The sequence below is a fragment of the Bradyrhizobium sp. BR14999 genome (genome assembly GCF_056106085.1).
Genome location: NZ_CM148536.1, coordinates 3,650,217 through 3,671,492, shown reverse-complemented (window position 1 = coordinate 3,671,492; position 21,276 = coordinate 3,650,217). Strand labels below are relative to the sequence as shown.

General features: G+C 63.6%; 22 protein-coding genes. 17 read left to right on the top strand and 5 right to left on the bottom strand.

The features are described 5' to 3' along the window. The first annotated feature begins 16 nt into the window (after positions 1–16). Entirely contained in the window at positions 17–625 is a 609-nt protein-coding gene (locus ACR9YP_RS16895) for a S24 family peptidase (RefSeq protein WP_035705094.1), read from the top strand. A gap of 100 nt (positions 626–725) precedes the next feature. Next, the gene (locus tag ACR9YP_RS16890; protein WP_128932532.1) at positions 726–1,001 is read left to right on the top strand and encodes a hypothetical protein; all 276 of its coding nucleotides are present in this window, start codon (positions 726–728) and stop codon (positions 999–1,001) included. Positions 1,002–1,041: 40 nt separating this feature from the next. Here ACR9YP_RS16890 and ACR9YP_RS16885 read toward each other — a convergent pair whose 3' ends face one another. Beyond that, positions 1,042–2,016, bottom strand: a complete 975-nt coding sequence (locus ACR9YP_RS16885) for a quinone oxidoreductase family protein (protein WP_474220470.1) — start codon at positions 2,014–2,016, stop codon at positions 1,042–1,044. A gap of 224 nt (positions 2,017–2,240) precedes the next feature. Between ACR9YP_RS16885 and ACR9YP_RS16880 the strand changes: the two genes are divergently transcribed. From ACR9YP_RS16880 to ACR9YP_RS16870, 3 genes are all read left to right on the top strand, one after another. Further along, positions 2,241–2,441, top strand: a complete 201-nt coding sequence (locus tag ACR9YP_RS16880; protein WP_091897156.1) for a hypothetical protein — start codon at positions 2,241–2,243, stop codon at positions 2,439–2,441. A 147-nt stretch (positions 2,442–2,588) separates the two neighbouring features. Then, positions 2,589–3,536, top strand: a complete 948-nt coding sequence (locus ACR9YP_RS16875; RefSeq protein ID WP_474220469.1) for an AAA family ATPase — start codon at positions 2,589–2,591, stop codon at positions 3,534–3,536. Between the two features lie 5 nt (positions 3,537–3,541). After that, positions 3,542–4,918 carry a vWA domain-containing protein gene (locus tag ACR9YP_RS16870; protein ID WP_474220468.1) on the top strand — a complete coding sequence of 459 codons (1,377 nt, stop codon included), beginning with the start codon at positions 3,542–3,544 and terminating at the stop codon, positions 4,916–4,918. Positions 4,919–4,943: 25 nt separating this feature from the next. On the opposite strand, the gene ACR9YP_RS16865 is transcribed toward ACR9YP_RS16870, so the two are convergent. Next, entirely contained in the window at positions 4,944–5,126 is a 183-nt protein-coding gene (locus ACR9YP_RS16865; protein ID WP_091897150.1) for a hypothetical protein, read from the bottom strand. 350 nt (positions 5,127–5,476) lie between these two features. On the opposite strand from ACR9YP_RS16865, the gene ACR9YP_RS16860 reads away from it, so the two are divergent. Then, positions 5,477–5,698: a hypothetical protein gene (locus ACR9YP_RS16860; RefSeq protein ID WP_438106564.1), complete on the top strand. Its 222-nt coding sequence runs from the start codon at positions 5,477–5,479 to the stop codon at positions 5,696–5,698. 117 nt (positions 5,699–5,815) lie between these two features. Here the strand turns inward: ACR9YP_RS16860 and ACR9YP_RS16855 are convergent, their stop codons facing one another. Both ACR9YP_RS16855 and ACR9YP_RS16850 read right to left on the bottom strand, forming a co-directional pair. Further along, the gene (locus ACR9YP_RS16855) at positions 5,816–7,189 is read right to left on the bottom strand and encodes a hypothetical protein (protein ID WP_474220467.1); all 1,374 of its coding nucleotides are present in this window, start codon (positions 7,187–7,189) and stop codon (positions 5,816–5,818) included. A gap of 73 nt (positions 7,190–7,262) precedes the next feature. Next, positions 7,263–8,546: an allantoate amidohydrolase gene (locus tag ACR9YP_RS16850; protein WP_438106561.1), complete on the bottom strand. Its 1,284-nt coding sequence runs from the start codon at positions 8,544–8,546 to the stop codon at positions 7,263–7,265. 409 nt (positions 8,547–8,955) lie between these two features. Here ACR9YP_RS16850 and ACR9YP_RS16845 point away from each other — a divergent pair, with 409 nt between their 5' ends. The 6 genes from ACR9YP_RS16845 to ACR9YP_RS16820 are packed head-to-tail and all read left to right on the top strand — an operon-like array spanning position 8,956 to position 14,828. Next, a complete protein-coding gene (locus ACR9YP_RS16845; RefSeq protein ID WP_474220466.1) occupies positions 8,956–10,068 on the top strand; it encodes a BMP family ABC transporter substrate-binding protein in 1,113 nt (370 codons plus the stop codon). Continuing rightward, complete coding sequence (locus tag ACR9YP_RS16840) at positions 10,065–11,177, top strand: ABC transporter permease (RefSeq protein WP_438106557.1); 1,113 nt, start codon at positions 10,065–10,067, stop codon at positions 11,175–11,177. Before ACR9YP_RS16845 ends, ACR9YP_RS16840 begins: the two co-directional genes overlap by 4 nt. A 1-nt stretch (position 11,178) precedes the next feature. Beyond that, a complete protein-coding gene (locus tag ACR9YP_RS16835) occupies positions 11,179–12,105 on the top strand; it encodes an ABC transporter permease (protein WP_474220465.1) in 927 nt (308 codons plus the stop codon). An 11-nt stretch (positions 12,106–12,116) separates the two neighbouring features. Beyond that, positions 12,117–12,800 carry a biuret amidohydrolase gene (gene biuH / locus ACR9YP_RS16830; protein ID WP_370989769.1) on the top strand — a complete coding sequence of 228 codons (684 nt, stop codon included), beginning with the start codon at positions 12,117–12,119 and terminating at the stop codon, positions 12,798–12,800. Further along, positions 12,797–14,329, top strand: coding sequence for an ABC transporter ATP-binding protein (locus ACR9YP_RS16825; RefSeq protein WP_438106553.1), 1,533 nt, complete (start codon positions 12,797–12,799; stop codon positions 14,327–14,329). The genes biuH and ACR9YP_RS16825 overlap by 4 nt, the downstream gene beginning before the upstream one ends. Before the next feature lie 13 nt (positions 14,330–14,342). After that, positions 14,343–14,828, top strand: a complete 486-nt coding sequence (locus tag ACR9YP_RS16820; protein ID WP_474220464.1) for a nucleoside deaminase — start codon at positions 14,343–14,345, stop codon at positions 14,826–14,828. A 77-nt stretch (positions 14,829–14,905) separates the two neighbouring features. On the opposite strand, the gene ACR9YP_RS16815 is transcribed toward ACR9YP_RS16820, so the two are convergent. Beyond that, a complete protein-coding gene (locus ACR9YP_RS16815; RefSeq protein WP_474220463.1) occupies positions 14,906–16,009 on the bottom strand; it encodes a hypothetical protein in 1,104 nt (367 codons plus the stop codon). A 132-nt stretch (positions 16,010–16,141) separates the two neighbouring features. On the opposite strand from ACR9YP_RS16815, the gene ACR9YP_RS16810 reads away from it, so the two are divergent. The 5 genes from ACR9YP_RS16810 to ACR9YP_RS16790 all read left to right on the top strand — a co-directional run bounded on the left by ACR9YP_RS16810 (position 16,142) and on the right by ACR9YP_RS16790 (position 21,276). Then, complete coding sequence (locus ACR9YP_RS16810) at positions 16,142–16,528, top strand: hypothetical protein (protein ID WP_474220462.1); 387 nt, start codon at positions 16,142–16,144, stop codon at positions 16,526–16,528. Positions 16,529–16,569: 41 nt separating this feature from the next. Further along, a complete protein-coding gene (locus ACR9YP_RS16805) occupies positions 16,570–18,141 on the top strand; it encodes an ABC transporter ATP-binding protein (RefSeq protein ID WP_438106547.1) in 1,572 nt (523 codons plus the stop codon). Continuing rightward, positions 18,125–19,216 (top strand): ABC transporter permease, encoded by a 1,092-nt coding sequence (locus ACR9YP_RS16800; protein WP_474220461.1) that lies wholly within the window; start codon positions 18,125–18,127, stop codon positions 19,214–19,216. Before ACR9YP_RS16805 ends, ACR9YP_RS16800 begins: the two co-directional genes overlap by 17 nt. Next, positions 19,203–20,120: an ABC transporter permease gene (locus ACR9YP_RS16795; RefSeq protein WP_474220460.1), complete on the top strand. Its 918-nt coding sequence runs from the start codon at positions 19,203–19,205 to the stop codon at positions 20,118–20,120. Before ACR9YP_RS16800 ends, ACR9YP_RS16795 begins: the two co-directional genes overlap by 14 nt. Before the next feature lie 79 nt (positions 20,121–20,199). After that, complete coding sequence (locus tag ACR9YP_RS16790) at positions 20,200–21,276, top strand: BMP family ABC transporter substrate-binding protein (RefSeq protein ID WP_438106543.1); 1,077 nt, start codon at positions 20,200–20,202, stop codon at positions 21,274–21,276.

Below are 21,276 nucleotides of genomic sequence, written 5' to 3'. Positions count from 1 at the left end.
AATCGAGGGAATCACCATGTTGGACGTTGCAATGATCGAGCGGGGCCTGGAAAAGACGGGCAAGAGCAAGGGCGGCCTGGCGGCGGCCATGGGCGTGCGGCCCGGCGCGGTCTCGGAGATTCTCGGCGGCGAGCGCCTTGTGAAGGCCTCTGAGATCATTCCGATCATGGAATATCTCGAGCTCAACCTCGCGCCGATCATGGGCCGCGTCGGCGCCGGCGCCGTGATCGAGCCCGATTATGAACAGGTTCCGCCGGAGGGACTCGGCGACATCACGCTGCCCTTCCCGATCATGGAAGAGACGGTCGCCTTCGAGATCGTGGGCGATTCGATGCTGCCCAAGTACGAGAGCGGCGACGTGATCGTGGTCTACAAGGACCAGCGCCATCCGCTGTCGAGCTTCTACGGCGAAGAGGCCGTGGTCCGGCTCAAGACCGGCGAGCGCTATTTGAAGACCATCGAGCGCGGGAAGAGCCCGTCCGTCGTCAATCTCACCAGCTTCAACGCCAAGCCGATCGTCGGCGTGAAGCTCGACTGGGTCGGAGAGATCTGCCTTTCCATGCCCAAGGGACAGCTCGAGCGGCTGCGCGCCAAGTCGGCCCGCCCCCGCAAGAAGGGCAAATAGGGCCCGGATTTCCGGGATTTGGAAATCAACCCTTGACTGATTTCTGATTTTCGGAAATACTCTGCTGCACTCCCGACTCGGGGTGCGGCAGGTTCATTCCATGCAATATTTCGTCGTGATGATCGACTACGGGCGGCGCGGTCGCGAGGCGGTCGTCGATCCCGAAATCACAAGGCGCGAGGTCATCTCGCGCATCGTTTCGGGCGAATACCAGAACGTCTCGTTCATCCACGAAATCGCCGAGAATTCGGTCGAGGACGTAACCGAGGCCATCCTGGCCGAGGCTGCGCTGCCCCAGATCCCGCCCGAAGACATCGACCTCCAGGCAAAGCGCCTCGATCACGCCCGCGATCTGCGCAAGCACGAGCGGACGTGACGGAAGCCGGCAGCCTCTGCCCTACCGTCTCGGGTGAACATCACACCATGAGCACGGTCGATCCCGTGGTCTTGCGCGCCGCGAGATCGGCATGCGCCTTGGCGGCATCCTTCAGTGGATAGGTTTGGTGCACCTCGATCTTGACTGCGCCGGACTTGACGACGTCGAACAGCTCGCCTGCCATCGCGACCAGACTTTCACGCTTGGCGGCATAAGTGAACAGCGTCGGCCGCGTGACGTAGAGCGAGCCCTTCTGAGCCAACAGGCCGAGATTGAGCGGCTCCACCGCGCCGGAGGACTGGCCGAACAGCGCGGCGACGCCGAGCGGCGCGAGACAGTCCAGCGATTTCAGGAACGTGTCCTTGCCGACGGAATCATAGACGACCGGCACCTTCTTGCCGCCGGTGATTTCGTCGACGCGCTTCACGAAATCCTCGCGCGTGTAGATGATGACATGGTCGCAGCCATGCGCCTTGGCAAGCTTCGCCTTCTCGTCGTTGCTGACGGTGCCGATCACGGTCGCGCCGAGATGCTTGGCCCACTGGCTCAGGATCAGACCGACGCCGCCGGCTGCGGCGTGGAGCAGGATGGTGTCGCCGGCCTTCACCCGATAGGTCTGCCGGATCAGATACTGCGTCGTCAGCCCCTTCAGCATCATGGCCGCCGCGGTCTTGTCATCGACGCCGTCAGGCAGCTTCAACAAGCGGTCGGCGGGAATCAGCCGGGCCTCGGAATAGGCGCCGAGCGGCGAGGCGCCATAGGCAACACGATCGCCCGGCTTCAGATCGGTGACACCCGGGCCGACCTCCTCGACAACGCCGGCCGCCTCGCTGCCGAGCCCACTCGGCAGTTGCGCCGGATACAGGCCCGAGCGGTTGTAGATGTCGACGAAATTGAGACCGACGGCGGTGTGGCGGATGCGCGCCTCGCCCGGTCCGGGCTTGCCGACGCTGACCTCCTCCCAGACCAGGACTTCCGGGCCGCCGGTCTTGTGAAAGCGAATGGCATGCGTCATGGGCGTTACTCCCTTATCGTTGCAGTGAAGTTCAGAGCACCTGATCGTCCCGTGAAATAGGCATTTGGTCCGGCCGTTACAGTACAGACCCGTAACAAGAATGTCACAACGGACGACAAACGCCTGCCGTTCCGTCTCTGTTCGGAAGAGTTGATGACGGGCCTGGGGCGAGTGGCAGTAGCCTTCACGCGGGGTTTGGTAGTCGCCTGCGAAGGAGAGCCGAGATGCCAGCTTATGTTCAGCATCATCAGGATGTCGAAATCGCGCCAGTGAATTGCCCCACCTGCATGGGGTTCCTGCCGATGTATGTGCGCGAGGTCGAACCGCATTGGAGCCTTGCCAAGATCGACTTTGTCTATGAATGCGCCGATTGCGGCGCCGAGGTCAGACAAACCATCCGCAAGCCGGAGCAGCTGCGGCACTGATCGCGGGGCCCGCCCACCGCTCAACTATTTGCGTTAAGCGGAAAAAACGCAGTTCGCGCGGGTCTGATGTCTTCCAAACGAGGCTTGTTCTTTGCCCGGAACGCAGGCAGAACAAGCCTCAAGCAAGACCTTTGGGAGCGCCCTTTCGTGGCTGATCAGAAGGCCTCGACCTCGATCGAGGCAGTGGAGAGCGGCCTCGCCGCGCAAGGCTATATCGCGAGCCGGCAGATCGCGACCGCCGTCTATCTGTCGCAACAGATCGAGAAGCCGATCCTGGTCGAGGGCCCCGCAGGCGTCGGCAAGACCGAGCTTGCCAAGGCGATTGCCGCATGGCGCGGCATGAAGATGATCCGCCTGCAATGCTATGAAGGACTCGACGAGGCCAAGGCGCTCTATGAATGGAAATACGCCAAGCAGCTTCTCTATACCCAGATCCTGAAGGACAAGCTCGGCGAAGTCCTGAGCGGTGCGCAGACACTGCATGCCGCGCTCGACCAGCTGCATGATTTCGGTGACGTGTTCTTCTCCAAGGAATTCGTCGAGCCGCGCCCTCTGCTCCAGGCGCTGGAGCAGCGGGGCGGCTGCGTGCTCCTGATCGACGAGATCGACAAGTCGGACGCGGAGTTCGAATCGCTGCTGCTGGAGATCCTGTCCGACTTCCAGGTCACGATCCCCGAGCTCGGCACCGTCTCCGCGATCACGCCGCCGACCGTGATCCTCACCTCCAACAGCGAGCGCGATCTTGGCGATGCCCTGAAGCGGCGCTGCCTGCATCTGCACATCGGCTTCCCCGAGCAGCGGCTGGAGGAACGCATCGTCGAGAGCCGCGTGCCCGGCATCTCGCAGACGCTGCGCCGGCAGATGGTCGGCTTCATCCACGAGATCCGCTCATTGGATCTGAAAAAGCTGCCCTCAGTCAGCGAGACCATCGACTGGGCGCGCGTGCTGGTGCTGCTCCAGGCTTCGGAACTCGACACCGAGATCGTCAAGGACACGCTCAACGTGCTGCTGAAATACGAAGCCGACATCGAGGCAGCAGTGCCGCAAGTTACGACCTTCATTGCCAAGGCGGCACGGTCCAACGTCTTCGGTTGACGCCGATGCGCGAGAACCTCCATCGTTTCTTTCGGGCGGCGCGCGGCGCCGGCGTTCATGTCTCGCCCGCCGAAAGCATCGATGCGATGCGCGCGGTGAAGCAGGTCGGTTTCTCCGACCGCGCCATCTTGCGCGACGCCCTGCTGCTGACGCTCGCCAAGTCGCAGGACGAAAAACTCGCACTCGGCGACTGTTTTGATCTCTTCTTCAGCCAGCCCGAGCCGCGGCAGGATCAGCCCGAGGCGGGCAGCGACGACGCTTCGCAGGATTCAGATCAGTCGTCCTCATCGGAGGCGGCCGGCGAAGCTGGTGAAAGTCAGCCCGCCCAGGAACTCGGCCCTCTTGCGCAGATGCTGCTGTCGCAGGATCGCAATGCGATCGCAGCGGCGATCGCCAGTGCCTCCGGTGCTGCCTCGCTGTCCGACATCCGCTATTCCACCCAGCGCGGCATCTTCTCCAGCCGCATCCTCGACGCCATGGGCCTCCAGCGCCTGCGGGACGATTTGGACCAACTGACCGCGACCAACCCGTCGCTGGCCGAGCGTCTGCGCGCCGCGCTCGATGCCTTGCGCGAAGCGGTGCGCGACACGGTCTCGCAGGGGCTCGCGCTCTACGCCCGCGAGGAGGCCGAAAACCTCCGCAACGAGATCCTGCGCAACGCGCCGCTCGCGCGCATCGAGCGGCGCCAGGTCGCCGAGATGCGCGCTCTCATCCGCCAGATCGCACGACGGCTGCGCGAGCGCTACTCGAAGCCGCGCAAGCGCCAGCGCCGCGGCCATCTCGACGTTCGCCGCACGCTCCGCCGCAACGCGGCCTGGGGCGGCGTACCGTTCCTCACCGCATGGAAGCGCAAGCATCGTGACCGGCCCAAGATCGTGGCGCTCTGCGACGTCTCCGGCTCGGTCGCGCAGGTCTCCGACTTCTTCCTGCTGCTGATCCACTCGCTGCACGAGGTGGTCGACGACGTCCGCTCGTTTGCCTTCTCCTCGCATCTGATCGAAGTCAGCGAGATCCTGGAGAACAACTCGCCGGAAGAGGCGATGGCCGAGATCATGTCCAAGGTCGGCTTCGGCTCGTCCGACTATGGCTCCTCGCTGGTCGATTTCGAGAAAGAGTTCATGAGCACGCTGACGCCGCAGACCACGGTGATCGTGCTCGGCGATGCCCGCAGCAACAATCTCGACCCGCGCGCCGACATTCTGCGCCGCATCTCCGAACGATCGAAGCGACTGGTCTGGCTCAATCCGGAAGGACGGCTCGCCTGGGGCTTTGGCGATTCCGAGATGTCACGCTATGCGACCTTTTGCAGCGTCGTACGGCAATGCGCAACCGCGCAGCAACTCGAGCGCGCGGTATCCGATATCGTGGCCAGTTATCAATAAGCGGCGATCGCACCCGCCTCTATCGTCAGGCGGCGGTCAGCTCGGCGTGAGCAAGATTGCACTCGCGAAAGTGATGCGCGATTTCGTCGACAGCGCGCTGCTTCCACTCTTCCGCCTGCGCGAGCCAGAAAACGCGGCGCTCGAAATCGAGCGCGGCCCGCTCTCGGCACAGGGATTCCTGACTGCGGATTTCGACCAGCCTCTTCATGCACTCCACTCCGGCCTGTGAAGCCATTCCCTGCCAACGAGGCTAACAGAGTCCGGAACGCTCCGTCTCATTGTTTCTGTGCATATTGCGACGCGAAATGAGACAGCAGCACTTCCCGTGCAGCGCGGCAGTTCGCAGCGCAACATCAAGCCAACATCATCAATAAGTGATCGAGGTCCGGAACGATATTCGCGGCGGAGCGATCTTAACTCTTGTGGCGCAACGAAGTGCGGCAATTTATGAAGAGACGTTCCAAACAGCTCACCGAATTCCCGACTCATTGTCGTCGCATGGTTTTCATGCAGCGTCGCTAACAGAGGCGCGCGAACGGTACTATCGCTTGAGGCAACATGAGCAACGACGTCGACTTCGATCTTTCGCCGGAACAATGGGAAGCGCTACGCACACTTCGCAATCCGGCATCAAACGGTCGCCCCTCGAAGGCCTACCTCCTCGAAAGTCTCGTCAAGCTCGGCCTCGTTGTCGTCAATGACGGCTTGCCTGAGATGACGCCCACCGGACGCAAGGTGCTGGTGCGCGGATCATGCCGGCTGCTGGATCTCGTGGCGTAGTGCGAGGACGGCGGCCCCCTCGCCCGAATATTAGTTCTCGCCGAAATCGGAACTAGATGACCCTGGCAGCAAAAGTGCTCGAGGGGGCCTCGCCGACTGATTAACCGACGTTGTGGATCAGTCATCCCACCGGAGGAGCGGCGTTCCATATGCCCTCCTCCAGACAGAGAGGAAGCGGGGAAACCAGGAATGAGCCACGGCGCCCTTATAAGCCCAGGTGCGATATTTCAGGCCCTGCTCCGAGATCAGTTCCTGATAGCCGCCATGGACCTCTGTTGCAGCCCGAATGGCATCCAATATTCCCTGGGCGCAGGCCCGGTAGGTGCCGCTCCCCGAGAATTCGTCGAAGTCCAGCATGCGATCCGCAAACTCGACATTGAATGTCGGCCAGGATGAGCGTCCCTGGTAGGCGGGAGCCGCGATCTTGTGGATCATCTTGGTCCGCGGATTATCCGCCGACACCAGGAAGTGGAACGTGCTGGGAATGCGGAAGCGCGGCTCCGCAATGATCAAATCCGCCGTGGCCGCGAACACCGCGCGCTCGCTTTCCTCGTTCAGATCCCAGAAGCCGCGATGCACGCTGACGAAATCCAGCGCAACCGAGGACGCTGGCGTAGCCGCCAGGCTGTCCAGGGAATGTCTGATGTAGCCGTCCTTGCCGAACAGCCGGAGCAGGTCTCTCTTGTGCTGCGCAAGGTCGCGCCCGAGCAGCCGTTTCAGCTCGTTTTCGTCGACGATTCCGAGCTGCACGCCCCACACGAACGTCGTGTAGACGCAGGCATTGGTCACGAAGCGTCGGCGCTCGGCGCGGGTGTCGGTTGCCGCAGAGCGCGGGGCGCGGGCATCGCACAGAAAATATCTAGTGCCATCAGCCTCGAACGGCTCCAGCTCGCTTGCGAGCTGCAGGATCGCCCCCTTCAGGTCGGCGCCATATTCGGCCAGCAGTAGGCGGCCAGCATGCGCGCATTGCGACATTGCCAGAAAGGACGACGCCCTGTCTTCGGCGGACATCATCTGCTGGAGACCGGCAAGGATACCGAGCAGCGTATCCGAAGGACGCGAGAAATAGTTCACGCCGAGATACCGACCGCGTCCCGCCGGCACGATGGTCGTGGTGACGACGCCAGCGCGAACCGCCTCCAGCAACAGACGCACGCTCTTTTCGAGCAGACGGGCCCGTCGCACCGCGTCCTGCGAATCCATGATGGTTTCAGGATCGAGAACGTCGGGATAGAACCAGGCGAAGTCGCGCGGATAGTACGCGGAAGCGTGCGGCGCCCCCGTGACGAGGAATGCCTCGGTCACCGAAAAGGCGCTGTCCATCGAGTGCCGGTAAAGGTCCGCAATGGCAGTGAACGGATGATGCGATTGCCTCAGGAATCGATCGCCGAGAAAATTCACCGCCTGAAGCGCGTTGGCGACAAAGGTTGCGGTCACGCCCTGATAGAACCGGCTTTCACGATGGCGCGGAAAAGAAATGTTGCTGTTCATATGTCTCGTCGAATTGTGCCTCGTGGTCCCGGCGGAAGGCCGTCACTATTTTAGGCGTGTCTGATTCGTGTCTCTATCCGGTGACTTGCGGGCTCAACTGACCGTCCCGCGGCCTGAAATTCTCGATCACCCGCAGCAGCACCCGCGCGCCGGTGTCGGCATCGGCGAGCTCGACATGCTCGTCAGGATGATGGCTGATCCCGCCGCGGCAGCGGACGAAGATCATGCCGACATCGGCAATGTCGATCATCGCCATACCGTCGTGCCCTGCCCCGCTCGGCAGCTCGAATACGGAAAAACCTTCCGCTCCGATCGCCTTGGCGATCTGCTCCTTGAGCCAGGGCGCACAAGGTGCAGTGCGGTTCTCGTGCGTGACATCGAGCTGAAGCACCAATTGCCGGCGCTTGGCAATCGCCTCGATCTGGCGGACGATGTCGGCGACTGCACGCTTGCGATGCATGTCGGTCGGTGCGCGCATGTCGATGGTGAAGGACACCTCGCCCGGGATGACGTTGGTCGCGCCGGGCCTTGCCTGGATGTATCCGACGGTGCCGACCAGCCCGCCCTCGTCGGTCCGGCAAAACTGCTCGATCGCGCCGATGCATTCGGCGGCGCCGGCAAGTGCGTCGCGCCGAAGCGCCATCGGCACCGTGCCGGCGTGACCGGCCATGCCGGTCAGCCGCGCGGCAAGGCGCGTGGCCCCTGCGATCGCGGTGACGACGCCGACGGGCAGGTTCTGCGCTTCCAGCACCGGCCCCTGCTCGATGTGCAGCTCGAGATAGGCAAGCAGTTCGCGCCGCGCCCGCGCAGCCGCGCCGATATGATCGGGGTCGAGGCCGAACGTGATGAGCGCATCGCGCATCGACAAGCCGTCACGGTCGCGCGTGTTCAGGACGCTCTCCTCGAATGTGCCGGCCACCGCGCGGCTGCCGAGGAGCGTCGAGGCGAAACGTACCCCCTCTTCATCGGCAAAGCCGACGACCTCGATCGCGAACGGCAGGCGCTTGCCGCGGCGGTTGAGGTCTGCGACGCAGGCGATCGCGGTGATCACGCCGAGCGGCCCGTCCCACTTGCCGGCATCGCGCACCGTGTCGTAGTGCGAGCCGAGCATCAGGCAGGGCGCACCCGGCCGCTCGCCTTCGTAGCGGCCACAGACATTGCCGATCGCATCGAGATGCGCGCTCATGCCGGCCTCGCGCATCCAACCCAAGATGAGGTCCGCAGCCTCGCGCAGCTCCTTGCTGAGATAGATGCGGGTGAGCTTGCCAACCTCTTCCGAAATCGCGCCGAGCTCGTTGATGCGGCGCCCGATCTCTTCGCCGAGCGATGTCGTCTGAACGGCGTTCCCAGCAACCATCTCGGCGGGCTTTCCATCTCTCGCGGACCGCAGCAGCGGCGGTTCTGATGACGATCGATACAAGTTCGGTGCCAGCGAAAATCACGCATCCGGCGCCGTCCTAATCCGCACGTGGTTAGCATGAATGCGAGTGGCCGGCCGACCGTCCCGCTCCCCTCATGCACACGCGCGAACCGGTTAAGGCTGCTTAACTCCATTGCATACAATTGGGAGCTACTGCCCATAAATTAATCCGTCGATTCCCTGATCAGGATTCAGGCAACCCACAAATTCCACTATTTTCAATAACTTGCACTCAAATGAACGCTCCGCAGCCTGTGGCACGAAGCTTGCGACACTTGTTCCAAGCTCCGCCAGACCGGCGGTAGCCGCGAGATTGAGGCGGGGCATCCGCCAAGGGGAGCAAGCAATGGATTTTGGCAGGATTTCACGACGGCATTTGTTGCAAAGCGGCGCGGCCCTGACCCTCGGCGCCGCGGCTGGCGTCCGACCGGCCTTCGCAGCCGAGACGACGATCGGCTTCATCTATGTCGGCTCGCGTGACGACTACGGTTACAACCAGGCGCATGCGCAGGGCGCAGCGGCACTGAAGAAGATTCCCGGCCTCAAGGTCGTCGAGGAAGAGAAGGTGCCGGAGACCGACGCGGTCGAGAAGACGATCGAATCCATGATCAATCTCGACGGCGCCAGCCTGCTCTTCCCGACATCGTTCGGCTACTACAATCCGCACATGGTCAAGATGGCCAACAAGTACCCGAAGCTGCGCTTCGAGCATTGCGGCGGCCTGTGGAGCGACAAGGACCCGAAGAACGCCGGCAGCTATTTCGGCTATATCGACGAAGCTCAATACATCTCCGGCATCGTCGCCGGTTACACTTCCAAGAGCGGCAAGCTCGGCTTCGTTGCGGCCAAGCCCATCCCGCAGGTGCTGCGCAACATCAACGCCTTCACGCTCGGGGCCAGGCTCGCCAATCCGAAGGCGACCACGCAAGTCATCTTCACCGGTGACTGGTCGATGCCGGTCAAGGAAGCCGAAGCCACCAACAGCTTGATCGACCAGGGCGTTGACGTGCTCACCTGCCATGTCGACGGCCCCAAGACCATGGTCGAGAACGCGGCGCGCCGCGGCGCTTTCGTCTGCGGCTATCATACCAACCAGTCGCCGCTCGCCCCGAAGGCGTATCTCACCGGCGCGGAGTGGAATTGGGAAGCGCTCTATCCGAAGTTCGTGAAGATGATCGCCGCCGGCGAGAGCATCCCGAACTTCTATCGCGGCGGCCTCAAGGAGGAGATCGTCAAGACATCGCCCTATGGCGAAGCGGTTTCCGCAGAAGCCCGCAAGCATGCCGACGACGTCAAGGCCAAATTCCTCTCGGCTGAAGGCTACGCCATCTTCAAGGGCGGGCTGGTCGACAACAAGGGCAAGACGGTGATCGCGGCCGGCACCGATCGCGGCCAGAAGGATCCCGAGCTGGAGAAGATGGACTACCTCGTCGAAGGCGTGATCGGAGCGACTTCGTGACGACGGAAGCTGTGGATTCCACTGATGCGGCCGGGACGATTGCCCCGGCCGCCGATCCCGGCTTTCTCCAGCGCCATGGCGCAACGATTGAATACATTCTTATCCCGGGCGCCGCGCTCGTCGGCGCGCTCGTGGTGTTCGGTATCTTCGTCGCGATGTTCGGCAAGAATCCGCTCGACCTCTATTTCTACATGTACTACGGCGCGTTCGGCACCTGGTTCTCCTGGCAGAACACCCTGACACGTGCGGCGCCGCTGATCCTCACCGCACTCTGCACCGCCTTGCCCGCACAACTCGGCATGGTCATCATCGGCGGCGAAGGCGCGCTCCTGATCGGTGCGCTATCGGCAACCAGCGCCGCACTGGCGCTTCAAGGCATGCCGCCGCTCGCCGTGCAAATTGTCATGGTCATCGCCGGCGTGACCGGCGGAGGCGTGTGGATCATGCTGTCGGGCGGCTTGCGACAGTATCGCGGCGTCAACGAGACCATATCGAGCCTGCTGCTCGTCTACATCGCGCTTGCAATCCTCAACCATCTCGTCGAAGGCGCTATGCGCGATCCCGCGAGCCTCAACAAGCCTTCGACGCGCGAGATCGGCGCCGCCAACATGATAGGCACCATTCCCGGCACCGACGTGCATTGGGGCTTGGTGTTCGGTCTGATCGCCACCATTGCTGCCTACATCCTGATCTATCACACCGTGTTCGGCTTCGCGGCGCGGGTTGCCGGCGGCAACATCCGCGCCGCGAAGATCGTCGGCCTCGGCGTCGACAAGCTGATCCTGACCATTTGCTTTCTCGCCGGCGGCGCCGCAGGCCTTGCCGGCATGGTCGAGGTCGCCGCCGTGCAGGGACGCACCAATGCCAATCTTGCTGCGGGCTACGGCTTCACCGGCATTCTCGTCGCCTTCCTCGCGCGGCAAAATCCGCTCGCCATCATCCCCGTAGCGATCCTCCTCGGCGGCATCAGCGCCAGCGGCGGCCTGCTGCAGAGGCGCCTCGGACTTCCGGATGCGTCCGTGCTGGTGCTCCAGGGCATCATCTTCGTCTTCGTGCTGGCCAGCGATGCGCTCTACGGCCGCATCGGATTCCTGAAGGGAAAATCCTGAGATGGCAGACGGATCGATCGGACTCTGGACCGTCCCGCTCGCTGTGCTCGGCGGCGCCATTCGTGTCTCCACGCCGTTCCTGTTCGTGAGCCTGGGGGAATGCATCACCGAGCGCTCCGGCCGGATCAATCTCGGCCTCGAAGGCACGCTGGTGATGGGCGCGATGAGCGCCTACGGTGTCTCGTATCTTTCGGGCTCTCCGTGGCTGGGCGTGCTCGCAGCCGGCATCACCGGCGCACTGCTGGGCGCGCTGCACGCTGGCATCTGCTCGCTGCCGCGCGTCAGCGACGTCGCCGTCGGCATCGCGCTGATGCTGTTCGGTACCGGCCTTGCCTTCTATCTCGGCAAGCCGCTCATCGAGCCCACTGCGCCGCGCCTGCCGGCGATCGATTTCGGCTGGTGGAGCGACGTCCCGCAGGTCCGCGCTGCGCTGCGCGTCAACGTCCTGTTCCTGATCGGCGTCGCACTCGCACCGATCCTGTACTGGGCTTTCCGCACCACGCGCTGGGGCTTGCTCATCCGAACCGCTGGCGAGAGCTCGGATGCCGCGCGCGCGATGGGCCACTCGGTGCTACTGATCCGCCTGCGCGCCACCATGGTCGGCGGCTTCCTCGCCGGCATCGGCGGCTCGTTCCTGTCGCTGTTCTATCCCGGCAGCTGGAATGAAGGATTGTCCTCGGGCCAGGGCATCACGGCGGTGGCGCTCGTGATCTTCGCGCGCTGGGATCCCCTGCTCTGCTTATGGGCCTCGCTCGCCTTCGGCGGCGCCGCGGCGCTGGGGCCGGCGCTGCAATCGGTCGGCGTCACCTCCGGCTATCATCTTTTCAACGCCGCGCCCTACATCCTGACGCTGGCGATCATGATCATCACCTGCTCGCCCAAACGCACACTGACCGGAGCCCCGGCCGAATTGTCGATCACCCGCTAGAGAGCAAGATCATGCCTGAGCGCCACATCAAGTCCGAGCCCTATGCCTGGCCCTATAATGGCGACCTCCGTCCCGAAAACACCGCGCTCATCATCATAGACATGCAGACCGATTTCTGCGGCGTCGGCGGCTATGTCGACAAGATGGGCTACGACCTCTCGCTGACGCGGGCACCGATCGAGCCGATCAGGAAGCTGCTCGCAATGATGCGCAGCCAAGGCTTCCATATCATCCATACCCGTGAAGGCCACCGCCCCGATCTCTCCGATCTTCCCGCCAACAAGCGCTGGCGCTCGCGCCAGATCGGCGCCGGCATCGGCGATCCCGGCCCCTGCGGCCGCATCCTGGTGCGCGGCGAGCCCGGCTGGGACATCATCCCGGAGCTGGCGCCGCTGCCGGGCGAGCCGATTATCGACAAGCCGGGCAAGGGCTCGTTCTGCGCCACCGACCTGGAGCTGATCCTGCGGGTGCGCGGCATCGAGAACATCGTGCTCACGGGCATCACCACCGACGTCTGCGTTCACACCACCATGCGCGAGGCCAACGACCGTGGCTTCGAATGCGTGTTGCTGCACGATTGCTGTGGCGCGACCGACAAGAGCAACCACGACCACGCGCTAAAGATGATCAAGATGCAGGGCGGCGTGTTCGGCGCGGTCTCGACGTCGGACGCCTTCATCGGAGCGATTTCGTGATCATCGGCGAAACGCCACCGCCCTCCGGCGCCTTCGGCGTCGATGCCGTCGCCATGACCATGCGCTTCGGCGATTTCCTGGCGCTGGACAATGTCGAGCTGAAGGTGCGGCCGGGCTCGTTCCACGCGCTGCTCGGCGAGAACGGCGCCGGCAAATCGACCCTCGTCAAATGCATCATGGGCTATTACCACGCGACCGAAGGCGACATCCTCGTCGGCGGGCGCGAGCAGGCGATCGGCAATCCGAAGGACGCTCACGCGCTCGGGCTCGGCATGGTCTACCAGCATTTTACGCTGGTGCCGGCGATGACGGTCGCGGAAAACCTCGTGCTGGCCCGCGACGATGTGCCGGCGGTGGTGAACTGGCCGAAGGAGATGAAGGAGCTCGAGGCGTTTCTGAGCCGCATGCCCTTCAAGGTGCCGCTCGGCGCCAAAGTCTCGGACATCTCTGCCGGCGAACGCCAAAAGTGCGAGATCCTCAAGCAGCTCTACCTGAAGCGTCGCTTCCTGATCCTGGACGAGCCGACCTCGGTGCTGACGCCGGCGGAAGCCGACGAGGTGCTCGGCATGCTCCGCGATATGGTCGTCAGGGGTGAGCTGACGATCCTGATGATCACGCACAAGTTCCGCGAGGTCATGGCGTTCGCCGACGACGTCACGATCCTGCGCCGCGGCAAGCTGGCGGGTCATGGCAACGTGGCCGAGCTCACGCCGGACGCGATGGCTCGCACCATGATCGGCGCCGAGGAATTGACGGTGCAGCCGCCGCGCACCGGTAAGGCTGGCCAAGCCAGGCTCGAGCTGCAAAAGCTCCGTGCGATCGACGATGCCGGCGCAGTCGCCGTGCATGACGTTTCGCTCACTGTGCGGGCTGGCGAGATCGTCGGCATCGCCGGTGTCTCCGGCAACGGCCAGCGCCAGCTGGTCGAGGTGCTGGCCGGCCAGCGCGAGGCCGAAAGCGGCGAGATCCGTGTTGCCGGCGATCCCTACCGCGCCAGCCGCGAGGAGATGCGGCGCCACAAGATGTCGCTCCTGCCCGAGGAGCCGTTGAAGAACGCCTGCGTCGGCGGCATGAGCGTCGCCGACAACATCGCCTTCCGCGAATTCGACCGTGCGCCCTTCGCCCGTGGCGGCTGGTGGCTCAATCGCGGCGCCTTTCGAGACGACGCCAGGACGAAGATTGCGCAATACAAGATCAAGACCCGCACGCCGGATACGCCGATCTCGGCGCTGTCCGGCGGCAACGTGCAACGTGCCGTGCTCGCCCGCGAGCTTGCCGGCGACGTCGAGGTGCTGATCGCGGCCAATCCCTGTTTCGGCCTCGACTTCGCAGCGGTGGCGCAGATCCACGCCGAGATCATGGCCGCCCGCAACCGCGGCGCCGCCGTGCTGCTCGTCAGCGAGGATCTCGACGAATTGCTCGAACTGTCCGATCGGCTGGTGGTGATGTTCCACGGCGAATTCGTGTATGAAGCACGGACCAGCGAGGCCGACCTCACCGTGGTCGGCCGGCACATGGCGGGGCACTGACCAGGGAGCAGCGATGAGCGGCGCATCCGAGCGGGACGAGCACTTCCTGCGTCTGTCCTTCGCGATCGCCCGCCGCTCCCTCACCCATGGCAATCACCCGTTCGGCTGCATCGTCGTCGATGCGGATAGCAACGTGCTGATCGAGACCGAGAACGGCTACATGCCGGATCACGACGGCACCGCGCATGCCGAGCGCCTCGCGGCCACGCAGGCCTGCCGCACGCTCAGTCGCGAGGTGCTGGCGAAGGCGACGCTTTATTCCTCCGCCGAGCCCTGCGCGATGTGCGCCGGCGCGATCTACTGGGCCGGCATCGGCCGCGTGGTCTATGGTCTCAGCGAGCACCGCCTGCGCGGCGTTACCGGCAACCATCCGGAGAATCCGACGCTCGACCTGCCCTGCCGCGAGGTCTTTGCCAGCGGGCAGCGGCCGACCGAAGTGGTCGGGCCGTTGCTGGAGGATGAGGCCGAAGCGTTGCACCAGGGCGCGTGGACGAAGTAGCAGCACATCCAAAAGGTGATGACGCCGCGGAGGTTTGACGCGGCGCCATCGTCTTTCACCTGCAGAAGGTCAGGTGGTTAGAACTTCACGGTGATACCGGAATAGAGCGAGGACTCGGTGCAGGAGCCGGTGCTCACCGTCCGGCCACCGACGGCCGTGGTACAGCCGACGGCAAGGTTGTGATCGAGGCCGAACTTGTTCTGCCAGTAGCGGTAGGCCACCCAGACGTCCACGAAGTGGGAGTACTTGTCACCCCAGGCCGCCTTCGAGGCATCGAAGGTCAGACGGATGGGTTCCGAATTCAACTCGACCGCCGTGTTGTAGACGCCATTCGCCGGGCTGTAGGGAAGCGGCTCGGTGTCGGTGCCCTTCTTGCCGTACCAGCCGGCACGGCCGCTGATCGAGAAATACTGCATGTTCGGCGGCAGGAAGCCGAGATCCATGTAGTAGTTGACTTCGACAGCCCAGGTTGGCTTGAACGACGTGTTCCCGTCCGTGAGACACGTCACGCCGGGAACGCCCGGACCGAACAGGCCGCACTGGCTGAAGGAATTGTGGTTGGCGAACTCCCAATAGACCAGCGGCGCGACGTTGATGTAGCCCTTGTAGGGCAGGTCGAACGCAAACTGCAGGCCGCCGACGACGTCGCGCTTGGCGGCGCCGAAATACCTGTTCTCCGTATTGGCATCCATGCCGACTTCAAACGAGATGTTGTGCAGCGGCCCCGCGGTGAAAGCCTTGGTGTTGAAGAGCTCGTTCCAGCCGAAGGTCGAGCGGAATAGGCCATAGATTTCGGTCGCTCCGGCGCAGGATGCCGGCGCGCCGAAGATCGTGCCCGCGTTGGTGCAGGGTCCCGCCGGGTCATTGTGATCCGACTTGAACATGGAGATGGTGAAGAAGTTCGTGCCGTATGCCCAGAGGTCGAAATGGGTGAACGAATAGACCTGCTTGGTGGTCTTGCTGTTGATCGATCCATCCGGCCGGAATGACCACGCACCCGGCTGCGAAGCGTTGAAGATGTACGAGAAGGTGACGCGGTTATCGATGACCAGGAAGAACGGAAGGTCCGGCGCCTTCTTGACCGCCTTGACCGGCAGATCCGCCGCTTGAGCCAGGCCACCGGTGGCCAGCGTAGCAAGTGACAGCGCCGCTGCTGCCATTGCCGTGTAACGAAACGACATCCTGAATACCCCCAAGTTTGGACACGTAAAAATGAACGTCCCCTGGGTGCGACACTTGCGCCGATCTTCCGGAGTGAGAAGCCTCAACTTTTCACACGGCGTGCCGCTTGTTTCGGCAGCACGCGACGAGTCATGGAGGAGATTGCACAGTGCCCGCGCGCAGTGAGCACGAGAGGCAAGGGATCGCTATTGCCGAACATTCCCGATTGTTTTTATTCGGATTTTCTGATCACGCCCCGATGCGACGCCGAGTTGGAGCGGCCGTCGCGATCGCTGCGCTGCAAGCGAAGGACGGACCGGCGCATGATTGCTCAACATGGCGTCAAGCCTGCACAGCGGGTTCCGATTTGGTTTGAACCGTCACAAATTTGCAACAGGCGCGACTCGATGCAGCGATTGCCTCCGCTGTCCGTGTTTGCGCACGAAAGCGTGGAACGACTCAACCGGCACCGCCGCACCTGCCGCAGCGTTGAGCAAGGGATGACGCTTTTTCACATCTTACGCGGCGGCTCAAACTAGCTCACAATTGAGGCACTTCATCCATGCCAGCGCATCAGCGAATGTTAGATCAGACGCCTAACGGCCTGCATTCCGGCGAGCCCCCTCTGCTTCAGGCGATCGGGCTCACCAAGCGCTATGGTGATTTCCTCGCCAACGAGGCCATCGACATCGAGATCCGGCCGAGGGAAATCCACGCGCTGCTCGGCGAGAACGGCGCCGGCAAGTCGACACTGGTCAAGGCGGTCTACGGATTGATCCAGCCCAGCGCCGGCGAGATTCGCTGGCAGGGCGAACGACTAGTGCTGTCCGGTCCCTCGGACGCGCGCAGGTGCGGCATCGGCATGGTGTTCCAGCATTTCTCGCTGTTCGACAATCTCACCGTCGCCGAGAACGTCGCGCTCGGCCTCGACGGGCAGGAATCCTTCAAGGACATGTCGGCGCGACTGGAGCGGGTCTCGAAGACCTACGGACTGCCGCTCGATCCCCGGCGCGAGGTCTGGCAATTGTCGGTCGGCGAGCGCCAACGGATCGAGATCGTCCGCGCGCTGATGCAGGATCCGAAATTCCTGATCCTGGACGAACCCACCGCAGTGCTGACGCCTCAGGAAGCCGACCAGCTTTTCATCGTGCTGGAGCGGCTCAAGGCCGAAGGTCGCGCCATCCTCTACATCAGCCACAAGTTAGAGGAAGTGAAGCGGCTCTGCGACACAGCAACGATCCTGCGCGGCGGCAGGAAGGTCGAAACCTGCAATCCCCGGCGCGAGACCGCCGCCTCGCTCGCGCGCATGATGGTCGGGGCTGAGATCAAGCAAGTGAAGGCCGCATCCGGCCGCAAGACCACCGTGCCGCGGCTCGTCGTCAACGATCTCTCGCTCTCTCCAAGCGAAGCGCATGGCGTACGTCTCGAGCACATTTCGTTCGAGCTGAAGGGTGGCGAGATCTTGGGCATCGCCGGCGTCGCCGGCAACGGCCAGGACGAGCTGTTCGCCGCACTCTCCGGCGAGCGCCTGTCGAAGGACCCCGGCACCGTCGTGATCGAGGGCATCGCCGCCGGCCACCTCTCGATCACGCAGCGGCGCAAGCTCGGCGCCGCCTTCGTGCCCGAGGAGCGTCTCGGCCACGGCACCGCGCCGCGCATGAAGCTGTCGGAGAACGCGCTGCTCACCGGGCATGCCGCCAGCGGTATGGTCCGTCACGGCTTCATCGACACCGCGGCAACGCTGAAGACGGTCGACCGCGCGACCGAAACGTTTGACGTCCGCAAGGCCAGACGCGATCCGGAAGCAGCATCCCTTTCCGGCGGCAATCTGCAGAAATTCATCGTCGGACGCGAGATCCTGCGCAATCCGGCGGTGCTGGTGGTGAGCCAGCCGACCTGGGGCGTCGATGCCGGCGCTGCCGCCGTGATCCGCCAGGCGCTGCTTGATCTCGCAACCGCTGGCGCCGCCGTGCTCGTGACCAGCCAGGATCTCGACGAGCTCACGGAGATCGCCGACCGCATCGCCGTGATGTTTCACGGCCGGCTGTCGGCTCCGCTTGCCGCCAGCGAAGCGAGCCGCGAAAAGCTCGGCCTTCTGATGGGCGGCAGCAGCCTGGAGCCGAAGGAGGTCACGCATGCAGTTGGTGCTTGAGAAGCGCGCCGAACGCTCCAATACGATCGCGCTGATCTCGCCACTGATCGCGATCGGCCTCACCATCGTGACCATGGTCATTCTGTTCGCGATCCTCGGCAAGAATCCGCTGCTCGCTTTGCATGCCTATTTCATCGCGCCGCTAACCGACGGCTATTCGCTTCAGGAGATCGCGGTGAAGGCCACGCCGCTGGTGATGATCGCGATCGGGCTGTCGCTCTGCTATCTCGCCAATGCCTGGAACATCGGCGCCGAGGGACAATTCCTGATCGGCGCGGTCGCCGGAAGCTGGATTGCGGTGAAGACGCAGGGCACCGATGCCGGCGGCTGGGTGCTGCCGGCCATGCTCGTGCTCGCCGCGGCCGCAGGCGCCCTCTATGCGCTCATCCCAGCGATCTGCAAGGTGAAGTTCGGCGCCAGCGAGATCCTGACCAGCCTGATGCTGGTCTATGTCGCCGACCTTTTCCTCGACTATCTCGTGCGCGGCCCCTGGCGCGATCCGCACGGATTCAACTTCCCGACCACGGCCGAGTTCGATCCGGTGGCGACGGTGCCGCTGCTGATCGAGGGCGGCCGGCTGCATCTCGGCTCGATCATCTCCCTGCTCGTCGTCGCTGCAGCCGCGATCCTGCTCGCACGCACCATCAAGGGCTTTGAGATCCGCGTGGTTGGAGCCGCGCCGCGTGCCGCCCGGTTCGGCGGCTTCAATGCCGACCAGCTCATCATCCTGACCTTCGCGATCTCTGGTGCGCTGGCGGGCCTCGCCGGCATCATCGAGGTCGCAGGACCCGTTGGGCATCTCCAGCCCGGCATCTCGCCGGGTTACGGCTTCACCGCGATCATTGTGGCCTTCCTTGGCCGGCTGAACCCGCTTGGAATATTAATTGCAGGCCTTTTCCTCGCATTGACCTTTATCGGCGGCGAGCAGGCACAGATCGCAATGAAGATCCCATTGGACGTCACCAAGGTCTTCCAGGGCATTTTGTTGTTCTACGTGCTCGCCTGCGATTCCCTCATCCTCTACCGCTTCAAGCTGATCTTCGCGAACCGACAGGTGACCCGTGGAGCTGGTTGAGGCCATCATCCTGGCGGTGCTCGCCGCGTCGACGCCGCTGCTGATCGCGGCGACCGGCGAGCTCGTGACCGAGCGTTCCGGCGTGCTCAATCTCGGCGTCGAGGGCATGATGATCGTTGGCGCGGCCTGCGGCTTTGCCGGCGCCTGGTTGACCGGCTCGATCTTCATTGGAGCGCTGTTCGGCATTGTGGCGGGCACGTTGATGTCGCTCATCTTCGCGCTGATGACGCTCGGGCTCGCCGTCAACCAAGTCGCAACGGGTCTCGCGCTGACCATCCTCGGCGTCGGACTCTCCGGCCTGATCGGCGCCGGCTTCGTCGGCGAGCGCATCACGCCGGCAGTGCACCTCACCATTCCCGGCCTTACGGATGTCCCCCTGATCGGCCGGGTGCTGTTCGGCGAGGACGCCTTTGTCTATTTCTCGGTCGCACTCATCGTTGGCGTCTGGTGGTTCCTGTACCGCTCGCGCGCGGGATTGATCCTGCGCGCCTGCGGCGACAATCATGTCTCCGCGCATGCACTCGGCTATCCCGTGCTGCGCATCCGCACCTTCGCCGTGATGTTCGGCGGCGCCTGCGCAGGGCTGGCGGGCGCTTATCTGCCGCTCGCCTATACGCCGTTCTTCATTCCCGGCATGACCGCAGGCCGCGGCTGGATCGCGCTGGCGCTGGTGGTGTTCTCGTCCTGGCGGCCGGGCCGGCTCGTCGTCGGCGCTTACCTCTTCGGCGCGGTGACGATCCTGCAACTGCATGCGCAGGGCTGGGGCGTCGGCATCCCCTCGCAGTTCATGTCGGCGCTGCCGTACCTTGCAACCGTCATCGTCCTGGTCCTGCTCTCCCGTGCGCGCACTGGCGGCTCGACCGCGCCGGCCGCGCTCGGCAGCGTGTTCGTGCCTGACCGCTGAGTTTTTCATTTCCGCAGCGTGCGCGATGGGGCGCGCGCGTTGCGGATCGTGGCTTTCCCCTGATGTTTGGAGATTGATGATGAGGAAATCACTTCTTGCGCTGGCTGCCGGGCTTTTGCTTGCCGGGAGCGTCGGTGCAGCCTCCGCCGCCGACAAGTTGAAGGTCGGCTTCATCTATCTGGGTCCGATCGGAGACCTCGGCTGGACCTATCAGCACGATCTCGCGCGGCAGGCGCTGGTGAAGGAATTGGGCGACAAGATCGAGACCACCTATCTCGAGAACGTGCCCGAAGGTCCCGACGCCGAACGCTCCATCGAGCAGCTCGTTCGCGCCGGCAACAAGCTGATCTTCACGACCTCCTTCGGCTACATGGATCCGACGCTGAAGGTCGCCAAGAAGTATCCGAACGTGCATTTCGAACACGCCACCGGCTACAAGCGCAACTCGAACATGTCGACCTATTCGGCCAAATGGTATCAAGGCCGCTACATTCAAGGCCTGATCGCGGCCAAGATGTCGAAGTCCGGCGTGCTCGGCTATATCGGCTCGTTCCCGATTCCCGAGGTCGTCTCCGGCATCAACGCGACGATGCTGGCGGCGCAGACCATCAACCCCAACATCAAGGTCAAGATCATCTGGGCCAACACCTGGTTCGACCCGGGCAAGGAGGCCGACGCCGCCAAGGCGCTGATCGACCAGGGCGCCGACGTGATCATGCAGCACACGGATTCGCCAGCCGCGATGCAGATCGCCAGTGAACGCGGCAAGCTCGCCTTCGGCCAGGACTCCGAGATGATCAAGTTCGGTCCCAAGACCCAGCTGACCTCGATCCTTGACACCTGGGGCCCCTACTACATCGAGCGCGTCAAGGCCGAGCTCGCCGGCACCTGGAAGTCCGAGGACACCTGGGGCGGCCTCGACAGCCACATGTTCGCGATGGCGCCCTATACCAACATGCCTGACGACGTGAAGAAAATGGCCGAGGATGCCCAGGCCGCGATCACAGCAGGCAAGCTGCATCCGTTCAAATGCCCGATCGTTGGGCAGGATGGCAAGCCGGTCGAGTGCAAGGGCGGCGATCACCTCGATGACGGCCAGGTCCTCGGCATGAATTTCTACGTCAAGGGCATCGACGACAAGCTGCCGGGCAAGTAG